The organism is Pedobacter zeae, from assembly GCF_014196715.1.
In the GTDB taxonomy this organism is placed as follows: domain Bacteria; phylum Bacteroidota; class Bacteroidia; order Sphingobacteriales; family Sphingobacteriaceae; genus Pedobacter; species Pedobacter zeae.
In genome coordinates, this window is record NZ_JACIEF010000001.1 from 1,173,858 (window position 1) to 1,193,084 (window position 19,227).

Here is a 19,227-nt window from a genome sequence, read left to right on the forward strand (position 1 = left end):
AACATCAAACAAATGACCATTACCTGCCAGGATGAAAAACTGATTTTAGATAAAGAAAGGGCTATATTTTTGCCCAAATACCAGCTTTTAGCCATTAGTGATTTACATTTGGGCAAATCGGCACATTTCCGTCAGGCAGGTTTGCAGGTACCTGCTACCATTGCGCAAACAGACCTACAGCGTTTAAGTTTATTAATTAAGCAATACCATCCCAAAACACTGTTAATTAACGGAGACATGTTCCATCATGGTTTGAATACCGATATTGATGAATTTTCTGCCTGGAAAAAGCAATATCAGGAGCTGGATTTTTTATTGATAAAGGGCAATCACGACCGGCTTTCCAGTGCAGATTATGCTGCAATGGATATCAATATACATGAGCGCAGTTTTTGTTTAGGGCCATTTTGTTTTATACATCAAGCGCCAAATTATACAGAAGAAGAGTTATACCCGATTAGCGGCCATATCCACCCGGGCGTTACCATTGTCGGAAAAGCAAAGCAAAGATTAAAATTCCCTTGTTTTTATTTTGGAAAGGAATACGCCCTTTTACCTGCTTTTAGCTTATTTACGGGCTTATATAATATTTATCCTAAAGCCAGCGAAAGAATATTTGCTGTAACGCCTAAAAGTGTTTTGGAGGTGTAGAAAACTTTTATATTAGCAGAATGTTTTCACGTCGCCTGATTTTCGGCCTATTTCTCATCACTCTCAGCTATTCAGCTAATGCTCAAAAGGCATACATAAATCCCGGAGTAGATACAACAGATGTAAGGATAAAAGAAGTTATTCAATTCTATCAAAATTATTTGGGGGATTTTAAAGGTAAAAAATTACCTGATTTTAATAAATATTGGTCAGCTGAAGACTGTAAAAACTTTAAAATCCCCGATCCATCAGTTTACGGTATTGGCGGCGATTATCCAACTGTTTCTATGGCAACGGTAAAAACTATTTTTTATGTGAAGCCCTTATCCGATTCGCTATTTATCCTTAAAACTACTGGTGGCTGGATAGACTCTCTTAAAAACTACAATTTGTTGTATAATTCTAATCACTATGTAAAGAAGACGAAATCGAAACATTTGGAATTTATTACACCGTACCAATACTCCATTGATCAATGGGCATCTAAAAAGGTTAGGAATGTTACTTTTTTTTATCCAAAAAAGATAAAATTTAATAGTACCAGGGCAGATGAGTTAATTAATCAGCTTAAAAAGTTAGAAAAAGACTGGAGCACCTCTCCCATTGAGATTAAGTATTTTTACACATCAACATATGATGAAATTCAATTTATAAGGGGTTTCGATTTTACATTGGGTTTGGGAAATGCAGACAAACCCACCGGTATTTCAAATCAAACTGATAATATTGTTTATTGTGCAGGAAGCGGCGAGAATTATTTTCATGAGGTGGTTCATATTTACCTAAACCCGATGCATAAGCATTCTCCGCTAAACGAAGGATTGGCAGTATTTTATGGTGGTTCAATGGGGCACCCACTTAAATGGCATATTAAGCGTTTACAGGATTACTTAATGAACCATAAAACAATAGATTTGGGTAAACTGGATAATTTTTACTTTATGGATAATTATACCAACCCCAATAGTACAATACTTGGAATGTTTTGCCAGTTAGCTTATGATCGGGATAAAATAAACGGACTAAAGCGAATAATGACTTATACTTCCATAAAAGAAATATTGGATAAAGAATTCAATATCAGTCCTGAAGATCAAAACAAAGCATTAAGAAAGCTAATTTACAATTACAAAGCTATCGATTAGCATCGATAACCTGTTTCAGCTGTGCTGCCTGTGCCACACCACTTTGTCTCCATACCTGTTTTCCTTTTTTGAAAAGGATTAAAGTAGGAACGCTCTGCACATTGAACGATGAAGCAGCTGATTGATTCTTATCAATATCAACTTTAATAATCGATACCGAATCACCCACCTGTGATTTTAATTGTTCCAGAATCGGTTTCATCATTTTACATGGACCACACCACTCGGCAAAAAAATCTACCAGAACTGGTTTATCCCCGTTAATCAAATCTGAAAATTTAGCCATGATATTTGTCTTTATTTATAAACAAGAATGAACCGGATTGGTTTTAAATGAAAAATCCGTCATCTTGAGTGAAACATAGCGAAATGGAGAGATCTATTTTAGATTTCTCAACTGCGTTAATCTCCGTTCGAAATGACGAATTTGACAGTCGATTATTTATTTAAGCACTTATTGGCAGTTCTGCAGCTAGGGCAGCTATCCAATCTTCAAATAAAGCTTTTTCAATTTTGATTACCTCAGCGGCATGGCTTTCCCAATCTTCAGAAAAGCTAACCAATTGGTTCATCATCTCTTCCAAATGTCCTTCTTCTTCCAGGATAATCGATTTCACATTTACCTTGCTTTTTACTTCATCTAAAGCAGCCTGGTAAACGGGATAAAGTTCATCGGCACGCACTTCAATGGCATAGGTAACAAATAAATAGGCTGCAAATTTTAAGTCGTAGCCTGAAAGATTAAAATGAGCTTTTAAATAACGGCAAACCGCAATATCCAAAGCGTGGAGGTAGTATTTTGTATGGTTTGGCGAAAGTAATTCGGCATTGGTATAGGTTTTACACAGCGACTCATCAACCTTCGAAATCTGTTTTTTTAAATAATAGGCATGACGATGTTCTTCAGCTGCGTGTTTAAGGACAATCAGGTTTACGTTTTCTTTATGTTCAGAAGCCGAAATCTTCTTTGCACCTGCATTTTCCATATAAGATAAGGTATTTAACCATTTGGCATGCAATACGTTATCTGAAACTATTAATTTTAACTGTGTAGCTAACATTCTTGATCGTTAAACTGGTAAATTGTTGGTTTACACCAACTGAAAATTGCTAATTGGAAGCTGCAGACTGATTAAATTTCTCTGTTCAGGTCCCAGCTTTCTAAATAATCGGCCACCCTGCGTACAAACATGCCACCTAAAGAACCATCCACCACCCTGTGATCGTAAGATAATGACAGGAACATCATGTGCCTGATCGCGATCACATCTCCGTGTTCGGTTTCTAAAACAGCGGGTTTCTTTTTAATGGCGCCCACTGCAAGGATGGCTACCTGGGGTTGGTTAATAATTGGCGTACCCATTACATTCCCGAAACTACCCACATTGGTTAAGGTAAATGTCCCGCCTTGTGTCTCATCAGGCTTTAATTTGGAATTTCTTGCTCTTGTAGCCAAATCGTTAACCGCTCGGGTTAAACCAAGGAGATTTAACTGATCGGCATTTCTGATTACGGGCACAATCAGATTCCCGGTGGGTAAAGCTGCAGCCATACCGATATTGATATTGCTTTTTTTGATGATCTGTGTTCCGTTAACCGAAACATTGATCATCGGAAAATCTTTGATTGCTTTTGCAACAGCCTCTACGAAGATCGGTGTAAATGTTATTTTTTCATTTTCGCGTTTCTCGAAACTGTTCTTTACCTTATTGCGCCATAAAACCATATTGGTAACATCAGCTTCAACAAAAGAGGTTACATGCGGCGAGGTCGCTTTACTCATTACCATATGGTCGGCAATCAGTTTACGCATCCTGTCCATTTCTATAATTTCATCCCCACCACTAACAGATGTGGTAGATGGTTTACTGGCAACAGCAGGTTGTGATGCTTGCTGAACATTTGGTTTAGACTCGCTTGCTGTTTCAACCGGAGGTGGCGGAGTCAAAATAACTGTTTGTGTTTTAATTATGCTTCCGTCATTTTTATTCGCGATATATGCTAAAAGGTCATCTTTAGTTAAGCGCCCATCAACACCAGAACCTTGAACTGTATCTAACTCAGACAGCGAAATATTTTCCTGGGCTGCAATACTCTTAACCAGAGGAGAATAAAAGCGTTCAGACGAGCTGAAATCAGTTGCAGCAGTTTTTTTATTTTCTGACGGAAGTTGCTCAATGCCTGGAATAGTTTCTACTTTTTCTTCTGTGTGGGGTGTTTCGGCAACAGGTGTTTCAACAGGAGAATGATCCCCACCTTCTGTTTCAATAATGGCAATTACATCACCAACCTGGGCAACATCGTTTTCCTGGAATAACTGTTTTACCAATTTGCCTGCTACAGGGGAAGGAACTTCAGAATCTACTTTATCCGTAGCGATTTCAAGGATGGTATCGTCCAACTCGATCGCATCACCCGGTTGTTTTACCCATTTAATCACGGTTGCTTCCGCAACACTTTCACCCATTTTCGGTAACAATAGTTCGTATTGAGCCATATTAAATTACAGTATTTTATATTGGTAACGCCACAAAAATACGGTTTTTATTCTTTCTAAACCGTTTCTTTAAGGAGATTTAATAGCATGGTTAGTGCCGATGCTGCCGACCGTTCGATGTTCTGGATACGTTTATTGCTGAAATTAAACACTTTAGCTATAGTTTTATTTTTGGAAGAAACTGCAATCCAAACCGTACCTACCGGTTTATCTGCTGTTCCGCCATCAGGGCCGGCTATGCCGCTAACAGCAATGGAATAATCGGTTTTAAAATGTTTTATTGCCCCTTCGGCCATTTCGGTAACCGTTTGTTCGCTAACGGCACCAAAAGTAGTTAAAGTGTTTTCTTTTACCCCTAAGATAGATTCTTTCAGTTCATAGGCGTAGGCTACTGCCCCACCCCAATATACGGAGGAACAGCCGGGATGCTGGGTAATGAGGTGTGCAATATAACCGCCTGTGCAACTTTCTGCCGTTGATAGTGTTAACCCTCTACTTTCCATGAGGTTCAGGATCGCTTTTTCAAGGGCGATATCTTCATCAATAACCACAAACTTATTTACTTTGGCCATGATCTGTTTGGCGTAAACCTCAACTTCTGTTTTTAACTTGGCTTCGTGATCTCCACTGGCCGATAAGCGCAAACGAACAAGACCTAATTTGGGTAGATAGGCTAACTTAATATGCGCTGGCAAGCTGTTTTCTATTTCCTCGATCTCCTTGGCCAAAAAGGATTCACCTATATTGGCCGTAAGAATCGTTTTATGTACAATAAACGGCAGCTTAAACCTGCTTTTAATCCTGGGCAGAATCTCGTCGTCCATCAGGTACATCATTTCGTAAGGAACACCAGGCATGGATATAAAAATGGTGTTGTTCTGCTCAAACCACATGCATGGGGCAGTACCATTTTTATTTACAATAACTTCACAGCCATCCGGAACATCAGCTTGCTGAATATTGATATCCAATAATGGGCGTTTGTATTTTTCGAAAATCTGGCGAACCATTTCCAGTGCGCCGGCATCATTACGAAAGCCCATATTAAAATACTTTGCCAGGGTTTTCTTGGTGATATCATCTTTCGTTGGCCCCAAGCCACCGGTAATTAAAACAATATCTGCACGGTTTTCAGCAAGCTTGAGCGCTTCCATTATATGTTGCTCATCATCCGAAACTGAAGTAATCTGCTTAACCGAAACACCAATTAAATTTAACTGCTTTGCCATCCAGGCAGAATTGGTATCAACGATCTGGCCTATGAGAATCTCATCGCCAATGGTAATAATTTCGGCTAGCATAAATTTATTGGTATGTGTTGTAAAAACCTTGTCTTTTGCTCAATTTCAAATCCTGTAATATAGATGCCTTAACTTTTATGGTCAAAGAATAACTTCTATAGGCGCCAAATGGAACCCAGTTTACGCTCATATCCCAGCAATGCAGATCACGGTAAATGGCTAAATTCATCGGAGTTAAACCATTATTCTTAAAGTCATAACCCGAATTAAAGGTAACTTTCCATTTCGGGGTTAAATTCACATCGCCATTAAAATTCAGGGTATTCGAAATGGTACTGGTGTTTCCATCGTTCGCATACTGAAAACTATAAGAAAATGAGAAATTCCACGGTATGTTAAAATCAACAAAGGCATTCGGGTCACGGCTTATAGCCGCCAACTGTTCAGACTGTAGATCGTTCAATCCTTTTTTGTTTGCCGCCTCTCCCAATTTATCATTTGCCTCATTTTTACGCTTTAATGCCTCCGGATTTAAACTATAATCAAATGAGAACCCAAAATTGGTTAAACGCGGCAGAAATTTATTCTTTTGGAAAAATAAGCGGTCTTCTCTAATTTTCATGATCTGCCCATTAACCGTAGTGTCTTTTAAAGCATATGGATCCAATGTTCCGTTATAGTTTATGCCTAATTTATCGGTAAACTGCGATCGGCCGCTAAAGCCTATTGTAGATAATTTATAGGCTGGAGCTAAGAAATTGTAAGAGCCGCTAAAACTCAAACCCTGTATAATCGGAATCTTTTTTGAGCCTGTTCCGGTTGTATCATTTTTATTCCTCACCTTTAATTCTACTGTATTATCCAGTCCGAAACCAATGGATGCATTGGGGCCACCAAAAGAACCCGGCTGTGCCATACCATCAAAAATAGAATATTTTAACGGTTGCCCACTGGTATAAATTTGATTCCCATTCTGGTCTATTGCCGGTCTGAAAGGCCCTGCCCCCGCTTTGGTGAAATCAGGAGAGTAAGAAAAAGAAACATTAGGAGTCATTACATGCCTCAACGCCTGTATTTTACCGGCAGGATTAAAGTCTCTCCTGCCATAAATTTTAGTAGACATACTTGTTGATAGGCTGTAACTGCCGGCTCTTTTAAATCCGCTGATGGTATCTTCTCTAAAAGTATAGGTATTATCTGCAAATTGTGTATATCTTCTGCTTACACTCTGGAAATTCCATACTTCGTTGTAGGTACCACCCAAGCTAAAGTTAAGGTATTTCAGGGCTGTGAACGACATATTTACCGGGATACTGTGCGAAAACCCACTTCTTAAACGCTTTAAGCCATCATTCTGAAAAAGCAAACTGTCAAAAGTATCAATCCGGTTGGTTCCCTGTAAGCTGTAACCTACCGTAATTTTTTGATACCATTTTTGCTCTCCAACCGCATTTTTGGGACTGAATGGATTAAATGTTGGTATGTTGAAGGTCATTTCGGGCAACCTTAATGATATTGCCCTTGTGCTTAAAGTCTGATCACTTGATGCGGCCAAAGAGAAGTTCATCCCGTTCGAATAGGCCTTGGCATAACTGATACTACTACTGGTTGAGTTGGTGGCAATGGTATTAATGTCGTAAGTGGTACCTGCGGCCGTATTTTTATAATACCCTTTCCTACCTGTTGATACCAACCTTACACTGGCGCTGAATGTGGTACCCGGGTTGGCATTGGCATTTTGACTGTGGCTCCAATTGATGCTGAAGTTTTTGGTTGGATTTTTAAATGCTTCAGTACCTTCTAAACCGTCTTTAAAACTAGCGTAGGCCAAATTAATGTTACCGTTATATTTATATCTTTTGGTGTAATTACTCAGCAAACTTGTTTCATAAGAGCCATTGGTATAAATGGAGCCTAAAAGTTTGGCATCCCAGTAATCGTTCAATCCGATATAATAACCACCGTTTTGCAGAAAAAATCCTCTTGTTGCATCTTCACCAGGTGTGGGAAGTATTACCCCTGATGTTCTTTTGTTTGGTTTTGGGAAAAAAGCAAAAGGCAGCCCTAAAAAAGTAGGAATATCTTCAATAATCATATAAACGGGTCCTGTAATAATCTGTTTCTCGGTTACCACTCCCTTAGAGATCATTAACCCGAAGTGCGGGTGCGGAAGATTACAGGTACTGTACATTACATTTTTAATGTGCAGTTCATCATCTATTTGTTTTTTACTCTGTCCGCCAGAGAAGAAGCCCCCTTCTTGTTCGGAGAAAACACCATACACCTTAGCCTTGGTTGTTTCCGAATTGTAAAAAATAGAATCGGCAATTGCTGTTCCGTCGGTACCGGATTTGAAGATGGGCCTTCCCATGTACCTACCGGTTTTTGGATCTTTTAAACCGCGCGCGAAAATTGAATTTTGCTTTTTATCGTATCTGATATAGGCCGCATCCAGCTCAAAATCACCATATATAACCCTTGCGTTCCCATATAAATAAACAATGTTTTTATCGGCGCTCATTTTAACCGAATCTTCCGCCTTGTATTCTACTTTCTGATCAAGGCTGCTGTTATTTTTTCCGGTCTTGTTACCTTTATCCTTTTTAGTTGTATCCAGTTTGATGATCTGTTGCAATGAAAATCGCGAATATGCGTTAGCTTTATCAACAGCAAGTGTTAATAAAATGACAGAAATTAGTAAAATAGAGCTCCTCAGAAGTTTCAAATTCGTATTTGAATGTTATTTTTGCACAAATGTTTAATCAAAAACGTTCAAAATTAGTGAAAAATATACCATTGATGTATCTTAAATCCATTTTAACAATTATTATTTATTTGGTATTATCAAATGCAGTTGATAATCAGTTGTTTGCGCAGGAATACAAAATCAAAACAATTGTTATCGATGCCGGTCATGGGGGTAAAGATGGGGCTACTCACGGCCTGTATTCCAAGGAAAAAGATGTGGCACTTAAAACCGCATTGAACCTTGGCCGCGCACTCCAGGACAGCTTGAAAGATATCAAGGTTATCTATACACGTGAGACAGATGTATTTATCCCTTTATACGAGCGCATTAATATTGCAAATAATGCAAAGGCCGATTTATTTATTTCCATTCACTTAAATGATATGCCGATCAGGGTATCGAGAGTGGTTGATTATTACAAAAAAGTAAGAGGCAGAAAAGTACCGGTTTATAGAACCGTTACCTCTAAAAGCACTTCAACGAGGGGAACAGAAACCTTTGTATCCGGAACGGGCCGTTTAGGCGAGCAGGACGAGGTGATTAAAAGGGAAAATGCGTCGATGTTTTTGGAAGACAATTATCAGAAAAATTACGAAGGATTTATTGCTAACACACCTGAGAGCGATATCATGTTATCTTTAATGAAACAAACCAATAGGGATAGGAGTTTAAAGTTTGCCTCAATGCTGCAGCAGGAATATGTTAATGCAGGGCGCATCAACAGAGGGGTGCAAGAGAAGAGCCTCGCAGTATTGGCGCGTGCGGCCATGCCGGCAGTATTAACAGAAATAGGTTTTGTGAGCAATCCCGAGGAAGAAGATTATATGAATTCTACTGAGGGACAAAATGAAATTGTAAGCGGAATTATCAAAGCAATTAAAAATTATAAACGGATCGCTGAAACATCATTTTAATACCCTTCATGAATGAAGATTAAACTTCTGATCACCGCACTTTTATTTTCGATACTGGTAAACGAAAAAGCACCTGCCCAGGGCTATAAGATCAAAACAATTGTTATTGATCCGGGGCATGGCGGGAGAAAACCAGGAGCCTCGGGCAGTTTTTCAAAAGAAAAAGATGTTTCATTAAAGGTTGCATTGAAGTTGGGGGCATTGCTGAAGGAAGAAATGCCAAATATTAAAGTAATTTTTACCCGGAAAACAGACATAGATGTTGATTTGTATAGACGTGCAGAAATAGCGAACGAAGCCAATGCAGACCTTTTTATATCGGTACACTGTAATTCAATGCCTCCTGGCAATACCCATATTAAGGGCGTAGAAACATTGGTTGCAGGTTCGCACCGACTAAAGGAACAGGATGCCGCTATACGGGAAAATGCCGATATTAAATTAGAGAAAAATTACAAAAGCAAGTATGATGGCTATGATCCAAGCGATCCCAGTAGTTTTATCCTTTTATCGCTTTTAAAAAATACCTTCAGAGATAAAAGTATTAAATTTGCCAAACTGATACAGAATAGCTACATCAGCAGAGACAAGCGGTTAAGCCGTGGCGTTAAAGAGCAAGGTGTTTTGGTGCTGCAGCGATGTGGCATGCCTGCTGTTTTAACTGAAGTAGGTTTTATCTCGAATAAAGAGGAAGAAAAATACATTAATTCTCAAAACGGACAAAACGAGATCGCTAATTCTATTTTAGAAGCAATAAAAACATACAAAAAAAATATTGAGGTTAAATAAGTGGCATTATAAATGATAGTTATTTTAACTTTACAAAAAATATAAAGAGGTACCAAACAAAACAATTACATATACCAGGTGTATATATAAAGTTTAACGTAAAAAAGAATTGCGCTCCAGCAGATTGAAAGCAAAATCTGCAGCCACTAAAAAAAACACTTATGAAGATTAAGAACGAGACCAAAGTAGGTATTTTAGCCGCATTTGCGATAGCCTTACTAATTATTGGATATAATTTTTTAAAAGGTAATTCCATTTTTTCAAACGAAACAACATTATACGCAAGATATACACGGGTAGATGGTTTAACGGTTTCTAAACCTGTATTAATTAACGGTTACCAGATTGGCCGGGTTGCAAAGCTACAGCTGGAGCCGGGCGGTACAATTTTGGCTACTTTAAGCATCAACAGCAAATATGAAATTCCTGAAAATAGTATTGCCCGCCTAGAAGGCACTGATCTACTGGGAAGTAAAGCAATTGTAATGTCGTTAGGCGATTCAAAAAAAATGGCTGAAGATGGTTACACTTTAAATGCTAATGTAGAAAAAGGATTGATGGAACAGGTTCAGCCTGTGCAGAAAAAAGCTGAATTGATTATTGGCAAAATGGATTCTATTTTGAGCAGTGTTAATTCTATCCTGAATCCTAACTTCCAAAAAAATGTAGATAAAAGTTTTAACAGCATTGCAGGTACGCTGGCTTCGTTGGAAACCACCTCTAAAAAAGTTGATGGCCTGGTTGGATCAGAAAGTAAACGCATTGAAGCAATCCTTAGGAATGTTGAGGGCATTACCGCTAACTTGAATAGCAATAACCAAAAAATCAGCGACATTTTAACCAATATTAATACGGTTACCGATAAGTTTGCTGCTGCTAATTTTAAACAAACCTTAGATAATGCCAATAATGCTATTGCCGATTTACAAAGTGTAATTTCGAATATTAAAAGCGGCAAAGGTAGTTTAGGCCTGTTATTGAACGATGATAAAATGTACCAGAATTTAACTAATGCTTCCAAAAATCTGGATGAGTTAATGATCGACTTAAAAGCAAATCCAAAACGTTATGTACACTTCTCTGTATTCGGCGGCGGAAACAAAAAAGATAAGTAATTAATTTTTATAAAGTTGAAAGCCTTACATTTTTAAATTGTAAGGCTTTTTTTATGGTTTTGAATCTATGTAGCTAACTTGAATATTTATTCTTTAATCGTCCTGAATGCAATGAAGGATCTTTAAATAATGCAAAATGTAAGTTTGGATAGAATTTAATTTAACCAATTTGCATTATCAGCAGGAAAATCTCTGCTTAAAATCCCGCAGATTTAAGAAGATAGACGCAGATTGTATTAACAATTATTTTACCCCAAACTCTGCGGACTCTTAGTATATTCCTCAGTGCGTTCTGTGGTAAAAAAATAAAAGCTCTAAAGCTGAAAAGTTCTCCCCTCTACGGCCAGTTCTGTATTTTCAAAAACAGACTGCGCTTCTTCCAAGAGCATCTGCAAGGTTTTGTAACGTGAAGAGAAATGCCCGATCAGCAGTTTCTTTGCTCCGGTAATTTTGGCCACCTCCCCTGCCTGTAAAGCTGTGGTGTGGTGGGTTTCAATGGCGCGGTCTAAAAGATCATGCATAAAGGTCGCTTCGTGATAAAGCGTATCGCAATCTTTTATGGCAGAAAAATAGCGCTCATCAAATAACGTATCCGAACAATAAGCATAACAACGCGGCGGATCGGCTTCAGTAGTATAGTCTTCACTGCGCAAAATATTGCCGTTGGGGAGTTCTACGTCCATTCCTTTTTTTAAAGCCGTGTAATAAGCCATAGGCACTTCATCCGCTTTATCCTTGATGAGTTTTCGCTGCCTTTTCTTTTGCTGAAAAATAAACCCAGTGGTTGGGATGCGGTGATTTAAAACAATGGTTTTGACAATCAGGTCGCTGTTTTCAAAAATCTGCTTCGGTTCGTCTGCCTCAATCGGGAAAAATGAGATGGGGTAGCGTAAAACCGTATCGGAGTATTTAAACTGGATTTCCAGGATCTCCAACAGCGGCTTAGGACCGAATATCTGTATTGGCTTTACCCTGCCGTTTAAGTGCAGGCTTGAAAGCAGGCCAATTAGGCCAAAATAGTGATCGCCGTGTAAATGGCTAATGAAAATATAATCTATCCGCGCCGCCTTAAGGTTAAACTTGGCTAATTGCTGTTGTGTACCTTCGCCGCAATCAATCAGATAACATTTTTCGTTACAATTTAAAAGCTGTGCCGATGGGTTCCGGTTAAAAACAGGAGTGGCCGAACTGCTTCCTAAAATGGTAACTTCAAATTTCATAATGATGAGATATAAAAAGCCTCGTAGATTTTTAGAAAACTACGAGGCTATAATATTATTGGATAAATGGATTATTTAGCGCCTCTGAACTCTTTTTCCAGTTCATCCATAAAGATGAAATCAGTTGCCTCTTCTATTGTATTAACAAACGTTACAGATTGGAATATGTTTGATAATTCTATAATTGTAGCAAGTTCATCACTAATTCCGGTCACGATAAACAATCCATCAGCTGCTTTGCAAAGCCTGTCGCCAACCAATAAACAGCTCAAATCTTGTGCATCATTACATTCAGTAACATGGCTAAGATCAACTATAATGTTTTTAAAGCCTTCTGCATTAAGCAAATACAGTTCAGATTTTAATCCAGGTGCATTATCGTTAGTAAACTTAGGTTCTTCTAAAGTTAAGCTTACGTATTTATCGTGTTTATCTACTGAAAATTTCATCTCTCTAATCTTTATGGCACTAATGTATAAATTCTTTCGGATTTTATAAAGTTTCTAATGCCTTTACCACATTGCTTTCGATACGGCTGGAAATTGCATCGGCATCAGCTTTTATAAACTTCTCTCCTACAATATGCTCGTAAAGTTCGATATAACGTTCAGAAATAGAATTTACAATTTCAGGTGTCATTTCTGGAACTACCTGTCCGTCTTTGCCCTGAAATCCGTTTTCAATCAGCCATTTACGCACAAATTCTTTAGAAAGCTGTTTCTGTGGTTCATTGTTATTCTGACGCGCTTCGTAACCTTCGGCATAAAAATACCTGGAGGAATCAGGGGTGTGGATTTCATCAATCAGGTAAATTACACCATCGGCTTTGCCGAATTCGTATTTTGTATCTACCAAGATTAATCCGCTTTTGGCGGCCATCTCTGTTCCGCGCTGATATAGTGCGTAGGTATATTCTTCTAATTTTTCGTAATCTGTAGCAGAAACAATGCCTTTGGCCAAAATATCTTCTTTTGAGATATCCTCGTCATGCCCTACCGAAGCTTTTGTTGTTGGTGTAATAATAGGGTGCGGCAGTTGATCGTTTTCCTTTAAACCTTCAGGTAAAGCAACGCCACAAACCGAACGTTTTCCTGCGCTATATTCCCTCCAGGCATGCCCGGCTAAATAACCTCTGATAACCATTTCTACTTTAAAAGGCTCACAGATACGCCCGATTGTGACCATCGGATCCGGAACAGCCAAAACCCAGTTCGGAACAATATCCTGTGTGGCAGATAAAAATTTAGCCGCAATCTGATTTAAAACCTGTCCTTTAAAAGGAATAGCTTCGGGCAATACAACATCAAAGGCTGAAATGCGATCTGATACGACCATTACCATCAATTGATCGGCAATTGTATATACATCACGTACTTTTCCTTTGTAAAAATTACTTTGATTCGGGAAATTGAAATGGGTTTCTTTTAGTGCTTTCATGAGGATGTAAAAATAGCAAAAAAGTCGGAAAGCCCGAAAGTCTTTAACCTGAAGACCGTGATAAGAGGCCTACAGATAAAATGTTATAAAAACACCCGCAGTTTATGAACTGCGGGTGTTTTTATTTAAGATTATTTAATGCCTGTTTAAATTTTTCTGCCGTAACACTGCAGATGTGTTTGTTTTTAACCTGAATGCTAATGTTATCATCCGATTTAATCAACTGAAGCCGTCCTTTAAAAACGTGGGCCTGATCAATATCAATAAATGTTAACAGCTTTATCAACTTTTCTTTTCTACACGCCCATTCTTCATTATTTTTTGAAAGAATTAACCGGACGGTGTGCGGTAATTTCTCAAAAGAAAGGCTAAGATCATTTTCTAAAAGAATATGTTCCATATTTTTAAACTCAAGGTAAAAAAGATTTGATCTGCAATAAATAATAATACTATGTATCGGGCTTTCTAACCTCCTGCTTACTGGATATCGCCGTACGCTTTCAGAATATCTTTTACAAGTTTATGCCTCACTACATCCTCTCCGCTTAAATAGATGATATCAATACCTTTAATATCTTCTAAAATCCTTAAGGCATTAAACAATCCCGACATTTGCTTTTTAGGTAAATCGACCTGCGTAACATCGCCAGTAACAATAAATTTAGCAGTTGGTCCCATACGGGTTAAAAACATTTTAAGCTGCATATCAGTGGCATTTTGTGCCTCATCTAAAATCACAAAACAGTTATCTAAGGTACGGCCACGCATAAATGCCAAAGGGGCAATTTCGATGGTGCGGTTTTCGATGTAGAACTTTAATTTTTCTGCAGGGATCATATCATCCAGCGCGTCGTAAAGCGGGCGTAAATACGGATCGATCTTTTCTTTTAAATCGCCGGGCAAGAAACCGAGGTTCTCTCCTGCTTCTACAGCAGGGCGTGTTAAAATGATCCTTTTTATTTCTTTATTTTTTAAAGCCCTTACGGCTAAAGCCACAGCCGTATAGGTTTTACCTGTTCCGGCAGGACCGATCGCAAAAAGGATGTCATTTTTGGCAATACTGCTTACCATTTTACGCTGATTTGCGGTTCTTGCTTTTACCAGTAAGCCGTTAGTACCGAAAACAATCACTTCTCCACCACCGCCGGTTGGTTGTTCTGCATCTTTTTTTGTAACACCGGTTGCCTTTGCGCCCAGTATTGTTTCCACATCATTATTGCTCAACGAACTATATTTTTCGAGGTGTGCAATCAGTTGGTTAAACTTTTCTTCGAAAGCCTTAAGTTCTTGTTCATCACCAAGAACCTTCACATCACTCCCTCTCGCTACCAGTTTTAACTTTGCGAAAGCACCTTTAATCATTTCGTAATTCTCGTTGTTCGGCCCCCAAAAGTGAGCAGGATTTACGGTATCCAGGGTTAATTTTAATTCGTTCAAACTGTAGTATTTTAAAAAGTTATCGGGGTATATTAATTAAAATTTGAATATTTGCAGACGCTTAGGCCTGTACACAAGAATAAGCAATAATAATGAATTTTTAATGGCGATAATTACTTTAACAACAGATTTAGGTTCAAAAGATTTTTACCAGAGTGCATTAAAAGGTAGTCTGTTGAGTCTGATGCCTGGCGTTAATTTAATCGATATTACCCATGAAGTTCCTTCGTTCAATATTTCTTATGCAGCTTTTGTTTTAAAAAACGCTTATCCATATTTTCCTAAAAATACGGTACACCTGATCGGGATCGATTCGGTATACAGTGAAAACACTAAATACATTGCGGTAAAGCACCGCGATCATTATTTTGTGGGTGCAGACAATGGTATTTTCTCCCTTTTGTTTGATGATGTTCCTGAAGAGGTGGTGGAACTGAACATTATGCAGGATTTAAAATACCTGCACTTCCCGTTGGTTGATATTTTTGTTAAAGCGGCAACACACCTGGCCAAGGGAGGCAAACTAAAAGATATCGGTTTACCTGTAGCAGAGATTGAACAGAAGATGCTTTTGCATCCTGTTATTGAGCGGGATGTAATCCGTGGAAGTGTAGTATATATTGATACCTTTTGCAATGTGATTACCAATATTACCAAGGATCTTTTTACCAAAATTCAAAAAAACCGCGATTTTACTTTACACTTCAGAAAAAGTGAAATCATTACCCAGCTGAGCTGGCATTATAACGAAGTACCGGAGGGTGAAAAACTGTGCTTGTTCGGTATCAGTAATCACCTCGAAATCGCCATTAATAAAGGTAAGGCAAGTGGCTTACTCGGATTGCATTTAGGCGATATTGTGCGGGTTGAGTTTCATTCTTAGAAAGGTAAATATAAAAGACCAAGCTGAGAAAGATTTCCACCTTAGTAGGGATGAAGAATATTTTTGGCGCTTTGCATTACCAATGAACAAACGACGACTGAACCGGTAAAACAACTTTCACTCTTTTCACGTTTATATACACATGAAAAAATATTCTTACCTGCTCTTGGGTGTCTTATTAAGTTTTCAGGGCTTTGCTCAACAGGATACTGCTGCGTATGCGGCACAACGTCTAAAAATAAACGGCCTGCTTTCCGAAAGAAGTGCAAGGTTTGGACAATATGAGGAAAGTTTAAACCAGCGAACCGGAATATTTGGATGGCAAACCAAACGTGACATTAAAAATTCCAATGAAATTTTGCGTCAGGTTGTATTAACAGATAATAATATTTTTAAAGAGCTGAAAATACTGATGGATTATAAAGATCTGCAGAACCAGCAGAAAATAGCCTCTTCAGAAAACTCTCAGGCAAGGATTGAAGCTTATATGGTGACCATTAAAAAACTTCAAGACCAGAATGCACAGCTCAAGGAAGATTTAGATAAAAGGAATAAAGGGAATTTGTCAAACTACATCATTGTATTTCTGATTTTGGTGATGGCCGGCGGATTTTATTTCTTTTATAAAAAACTACAGCGATATAAAAGGTATGAAAAAAGCACTGTTTAAAATCCTGGCGAAGATAAATAAAATGGTCTTGCCAAGTTTGTATAAAAAAGACCCAAGTAAGCTTACTACTTTTCAGAAAGCGATATTGGGTTACCGGTATTGGGTAACAACAAATGCGTTGGATTAAGAACGGCCGACTTTAAGTCGCCCGTTCTGATAGGATCGTCATGCTGATTTATTTTATAAGTAGAAATAGTGTTTTCTACGACCTTGAAACTACTTCGTGATCAACATCTATCCTGAATGAAAGCGCCTGAAACAAGTTCAGGCCGACGAAGGGTATTATTTCTTAAAGTGCTCAATGATCAATGTTGCCAGTTCCGTACCGATACGTTCCTGTGCTTCATTTGTTGATGCACCGATATGCGGTGTTAAAGAGATTTTTGGATGGGTTAAAATCTCTGCCAATGGTGTAGGTTCATTGTCAAAAACATCTAAACCTGCAAAAGAAACCTTGCCTGAGTTTAAGGCTTCAATTAAAGCCAGCTCATCAATTGTTCCCCCCCGTGAGCAGTTTACAATACCCACACCATTTTTCATTTTTGCAAACTCTTCTGCGCCTAAAATGGGCTTATCAGCAAATGGTGTATGCAAACTAAAGAAATCGCTGCCTGCAATCACCTCATCTAATGAAACCGTTTTAACAGGGATACTTACTGATTTTCCGCCTTGAAATTCTAAAGTAATTTCAGATTCAGACGGGTAGAGGTCATAAGCCAATACGTTCATTCCCAGGCCTAAAGCCACTTTAGCCGTTGCTCGGCCGATACGTCCAAAACCTATAATACCAATGGTTTTGCCACTTAATTCAGTTCCTTTGGCATAAGATTTTTTCAGGTTATTGAATTGCGTAGCACCTTCAACCGGCATTTTACGGTTAGCATCCTGCAAAAACCTGATGCCGGTAAATAAGTGCGAAAACACTAGCTCGGCCACTGATAATGAAGATGCAGCCGGTGTATTTACCACTGCAATACCTTTGCTGCGTGCATAGTCTACATCAATATTATCCATGCCAACCCCACCTCTGCCAATTAATTTGATATTTGGAACGGCATCAATTAATTCTTTTCTCACTTTTGTTGCGCTACGAACGGTAATGGCATCATAGTTTTTTAATGCTTCGGCTAGCTGATCCTGAGGAACAGTTTCTGTATCTACCTGGAAACCTGCTTTTTCTAACAATTCTTTTCCGATCGGATCAATCCCATCGTTTGCTAATATCTTAATCATGGTTATAGTTCACTTAGTGGACTGACGCGTCGATTAACGGCATCAGTCTCCTATTAATTTAAATTAGTTTGCTTTTGCTTGTTGTTCTTCAAATGATTGCATGGCGTCGATCAATGCATGAACACTGGTGATTGGCAATGCATTGTACATCGAAGCGCGGAAACCACCCACACTTCTGTGTCCTTTAATACCCACAATACCTTGCGTTTCAGCATATTTCAAAAATGGTTTTTCCAACTCCGGGTTTTCCATTACGAAACATACATTCATTCTGGAGCGATCTTCAACTGCGCAGGTTCCTTTAAATAAAGGGTTGCGGTCGATTTCCCTGTAAAGTGCTTCAGCTTTTTGTTTGTTTTCTTTTTCAATCTCGGCAACGCCACCTTTCGATTTTAACCAGCGAAGATTTAATAAAGCCACATAGATAGAGAAAACAGGGGGCGTATTGTACATTGATCCATTATCGATATGCGATTGATAATTCAGCATAGAAGGGATTTTACGGTCTATTTTACCTAAAATCTCATTCTTAACAATAGCGATGGTTAAGCCGGCTGGACCTACATTTTTCTGAGCTCCTGCATAAATTAAATCAAATTTTGAAACATCGATAACACGGCTCATGATATCAGATGACATATCGCAAACAACGGGAACTTTTGTTTCAGGCACTTCGAAAAGCTCAGTTCCATAAATGGTATTGTTTGAAGTATAGTGAAAATAAGCACTATCGGCAGGGATTTCGAAATCTTTGGGGATGAAAGTATAATTTGCATCCTTTGATGATGCAACTACATTCACATTACCGATAAATTTAGCCTCTTTTAATGCTTTGCTGGCCCAAACACCGGTGTCTAAATAACTTGCTGTTTGTCCGTCACCCAATAAGTTCATCGGAACCATTGCAAACTGTAAACTTGCACCGCCCTGTAAAAATAAAACGGAATAACCCGACGGCACATTTAATAATTCTTTTACCAACTTATCAGCTTCGGCAACAACTGCCTCAAATTCGGTTGTTCTGTGCGAAATTTCTAAAATTGATAATCCATCGTTAAAATCTAAAACAGCCTGAGCTGCTTGTTTAAACACTTCTTGAGGTAAAATACAAGGGCCTGCGCCAAAATTATGCTTCATCTTATTATATAATGTTTTATGGGCGTAAATGTAAAATTTTTAAAGCAGTTATGCCCATAAAATCGTTACTTAAAAAATTAAATTTTGTTAAAAAAAGACTATAAATTGA

At 38.3% G+C, this 19,227-nt stretch carries 20 protein-coding genes; 8 read left to right on the forward strand and 12 right to left on the reverse strand.

All coding sequences use genetic code 11. The features are described from left to right. Positions 1–12: 12 nt before the first annotated feature. Both pdeM and GGQ60_RS04920 read left to right on the forward strand, forming a co-directional pair. Positions 13–651 (forward strand): ligase-associated DNA damage response endonuclease PdeM, encoded by a 639-nt coding sequence (gene pdeM, locus GGQ60_RS04915; protein WP_183760433.1) that lies wholly within the window; start codon positions 13–15, stop codon positions 649–651. 161 nt (positions 652–812) lie between these two features. Further along, entirely contained in the window at positions 813–1,796 is a 984-nt protein-coding gene (locus tag GGQ60_RS04920) for a hypothetical protein (RefSeq protein WP_183760436.1), read from the forward strand. Here GGQ60_RS04920 and trxA read toward each other — a convergent pair. The 5 genes from trxA to GGQ60_RS04945 form a co-directional block, all read right to left on the reverse strand. Then, positions 1,786–2,082, reverse strand: coding sequence for a thioredoxin (gene trxA, locus GGQ60_RS04925; RefSeq protein ID WP_183760438.1), 297 nt, complete (start codon positions 2,080–2,082; stop codon positions 1,786–1,788). The genes GGQ60_RS04920 and trxA overlap by 11 nt on opposite strands. 160 nt (positions 2,083–2,242) lie before the next feature. Then, positions 2,243–2,857 (reverse strand): hypothetical protein, encoded by a 615-nt coding sequence (locus tag GGQ60_RS04930; protein WP_183760440.1) that lies wholly within the window; start codon positions 2,855–2,857, stop codon positions 2,243–2,245. 71 nt (positions 2,858–2,928) lie between these two features. Beyond that, positions 2,929–4,293: a dihydrolipoamide acetyltransferase family protein gene (locus GGQ60_RS04935; RefSeq protein WP_183760442.1), complete on the reverse strand. Its 1,365-nt coding sequence runs from the start codon at positions 4,291–4,293 to the stop codon at positions 2,929–2,931. A gap of 56 nt (positions 4,294–4,349) precedes the next feature. After that, on the reverse strand, positions 4,350–5,594 hold the full coding sequence (locus GGQ60_RS04940; RefSeq protein WP_183760443.1) for a competence/damage-inducible protein A: 1,245 nt from the start codon (positions 5,592–5,594) through the stop codon (positions 4,350–4,352). Positions 5,595–5,598: 4 nt separating this feature from the next. Continuing rightward, positions 5,599–8,169, reverse strand: coding sequence for a putative LPS assembly protein LptD (locus GGQ60_RS04945; RefSeq protein ID WP_229685091.1), 2,571 nt, complete (start codon positions 8,167–8,169; stop codon positions 5,599–5,601). 164 nt (positions 8,170–8,333) lie between these two features. On the opposite strand from GGQ60_RS04945, the gene GGQ60_RS04950 reads away from it, so the two are divergent. From GGQ60_RS04950 to GGQ60_RS04960, 3 genes are all read left to right on the forward strand, one after another. Further along, positions 8,334–9,197 carry an N-acetylmuramoyl-L-alanine amidase family protein gene (locus GGQ60_RS04950; RefSeq protein ID WP_183761292.1) on the forward strand — a complete coding sequence of 288 codons (864 nt, stop codon included), beginning with the start codon at positions 8,334–8,336 and terminating at the stop codon, positions 9,195–9,197. Between the two features lie 12 nt (positions 9,198–9,209). Then, positions 9,210–9,986 (forward strand): N-acetylmuramoyl-L-alanine amidase family protein, encoded by a 777-nt coding sequence (locus tag GGQ60_RS04955; RefSeq protein ID WP_183760447.1) that lies wholly within the window; start codon positions 9,210–9,212, stop codon positions 9,984–9,986. A gap of 161 nt (positions 9,987–10,147) precedes the next feature. After that, positions 10,148–11,101: an MlaD family protein gene (locus tag GGQ60_RS04960; RefSeq protein WP_183760449.1), complete on the forward strand. Its 954-nt coding sequence runs from the start codon at positions 10,148–10,150 to the stop codon at positions 11,099–11,101. Between the two features lie 314 nt (positions 11,102–11,415). Here the strand turns inward: GGQ60_RS04960 and GGQ60_RS04965 are convergent, their stop codons facing one another. The 5 genes from GGQ60_RS04965 to GGQ60_RS04985 all read right to left on the reverse strand — a co-directional run bounded on the left by GGQ60_RS04965 (position 11,416) and on the right by GGQ60_RS04985 (position 15,195). Continuing rightward, positions 11,416–12,321 carry a ribonuclease Z gene (locus GGQ60_RS04965; protein WP_183760451.1) on the reverse strand — a complete coding sequence of 302 codons (906 nt, stop codon included), beginning with the start codon at positions 12,319–12,321 and terminating at the stop codon, positions 11,416–11,418. 71 nt (positions 12,322–12,392) lie between these two features. Further along, the gene (locus GGQ60_RS04970) at positions 12,393–12,770 is read right to left on the reverse strand and encodes an STAS domain-containing protein (RefSeq protein ID WP_183760453.1); all 378 of its coding nucleotides are present in this window, start codon (positions 12,768–12,770) and stop codon (positions 12,393–12,395) included. 43 nt (positions 12,771–12,813) lie between these two features. Next, entirely contained in the window at positions 12,814–13,758 is a 945-nt protein-coding gene (locus GGQ60_RS04975; RefSeq protein ID WP_183760455.1) for a phosphoribosylaminoimidazolesuccinocarboxamide synthase, read from the reverse strand. Between the two features lie 121 nt (positions 13,759–13,879). Further along, complete coding sequence (locus GGQ60_RS04980; RefSeq protein ID WP_183760457.1) at positions 13,880–14,158, reverse strand: hypothetical protein; 279 nt, start codon at positions 14,156–14,158, stop codon at positions 13,880–13,882. 77 nt (positions 14,159–14,235) lie between these two features. Beyond that, entirely contained in the window at positions 14,236–15,195 is a 960-nt protein-coding gene (locus GGQ60_RS04985; RefSeq protein WP_183760459.1) for a PhoH family protein, read from the reverse strand. A 103-nt stretch (positions 15,196–15,298) separates the two neighbouring features. Here GGQ60_RS04985 and GGQ60_RS04990 point away from each other — a divergent pair, with 103 nt between their 5' ends. The 3 genes from GGQ60_RS04990 (at position 15,299) to GGQ60_RS05000 (ending at position 16,875) form a co-directional block, all read left to right on the forward strand. Next, the gene (locus tag GGQ60_RS04990) at positions 15,299–16,078 is read left to right on the forward strand and encodes an SAM hydrolase/SAM-dependent halogenase family protein (protein ID WP_183760461.1); all 780 of its coding nucleotides are present in this window, start codon (positions 15,299–15,301) and stop codon (positions 16,076–16,078) included. Between the two features lie 142 nt (positions 16,079–16,220). Then, complete coding sequence (locus GGQ60_RS04995) at positions 16,221–16,748, forward strand: hypothetical protein (protein WP_183760463.1); 528 nt, start codon at positions 16,221–16,223, stop codon at positions 16,746–16,748. Beyond that, positions 16,729–16,875, forward strand: coding sequence for a hypothetical protein (locus GGQ60_RS05000; RefSeq protein WP_183760465.1), 147 nt, complete (start codon positions 16,729–16,731; stop codon positions 16,873–16,875). The genes GGQ60_RS04995 and GGQ60_RS05000 overlap by 20 nt, the downstream gene beginning before the upstream one ends. A 155-nt stretch (positions 16,876–17,030) precedes the next feature. On the opposite strand, the gene GGQ60_RS05005 is transcribed toward GGQ60_RS05000, so the two are convergent. Further along, a complete protein-coding gene (locus GGQ60_RS05005) occupies positions 17,031–17,981 on the reverse strand; it encodes a D-2-hydroxyacid dehydrogenase (protein WP_183760467.1) in 951 nt (316 codons plus the stop codon). Between the two features lie 63 nt (positions 17,982–18,044). Next, positions 18,045–19,118, reverse strand: a complete 1,074-nt coding sequence (gene serC / locus GGQ60_RS05010) for a 3-phosphoserine/phosphohydroxythreonine transaminase (protein WP_183760469.1) — start codon at positions 19,116–19,118, stop codon at positions 18,045–18,047. Positions 19,119–19,227: the final 109 nt, after the last annotated feature.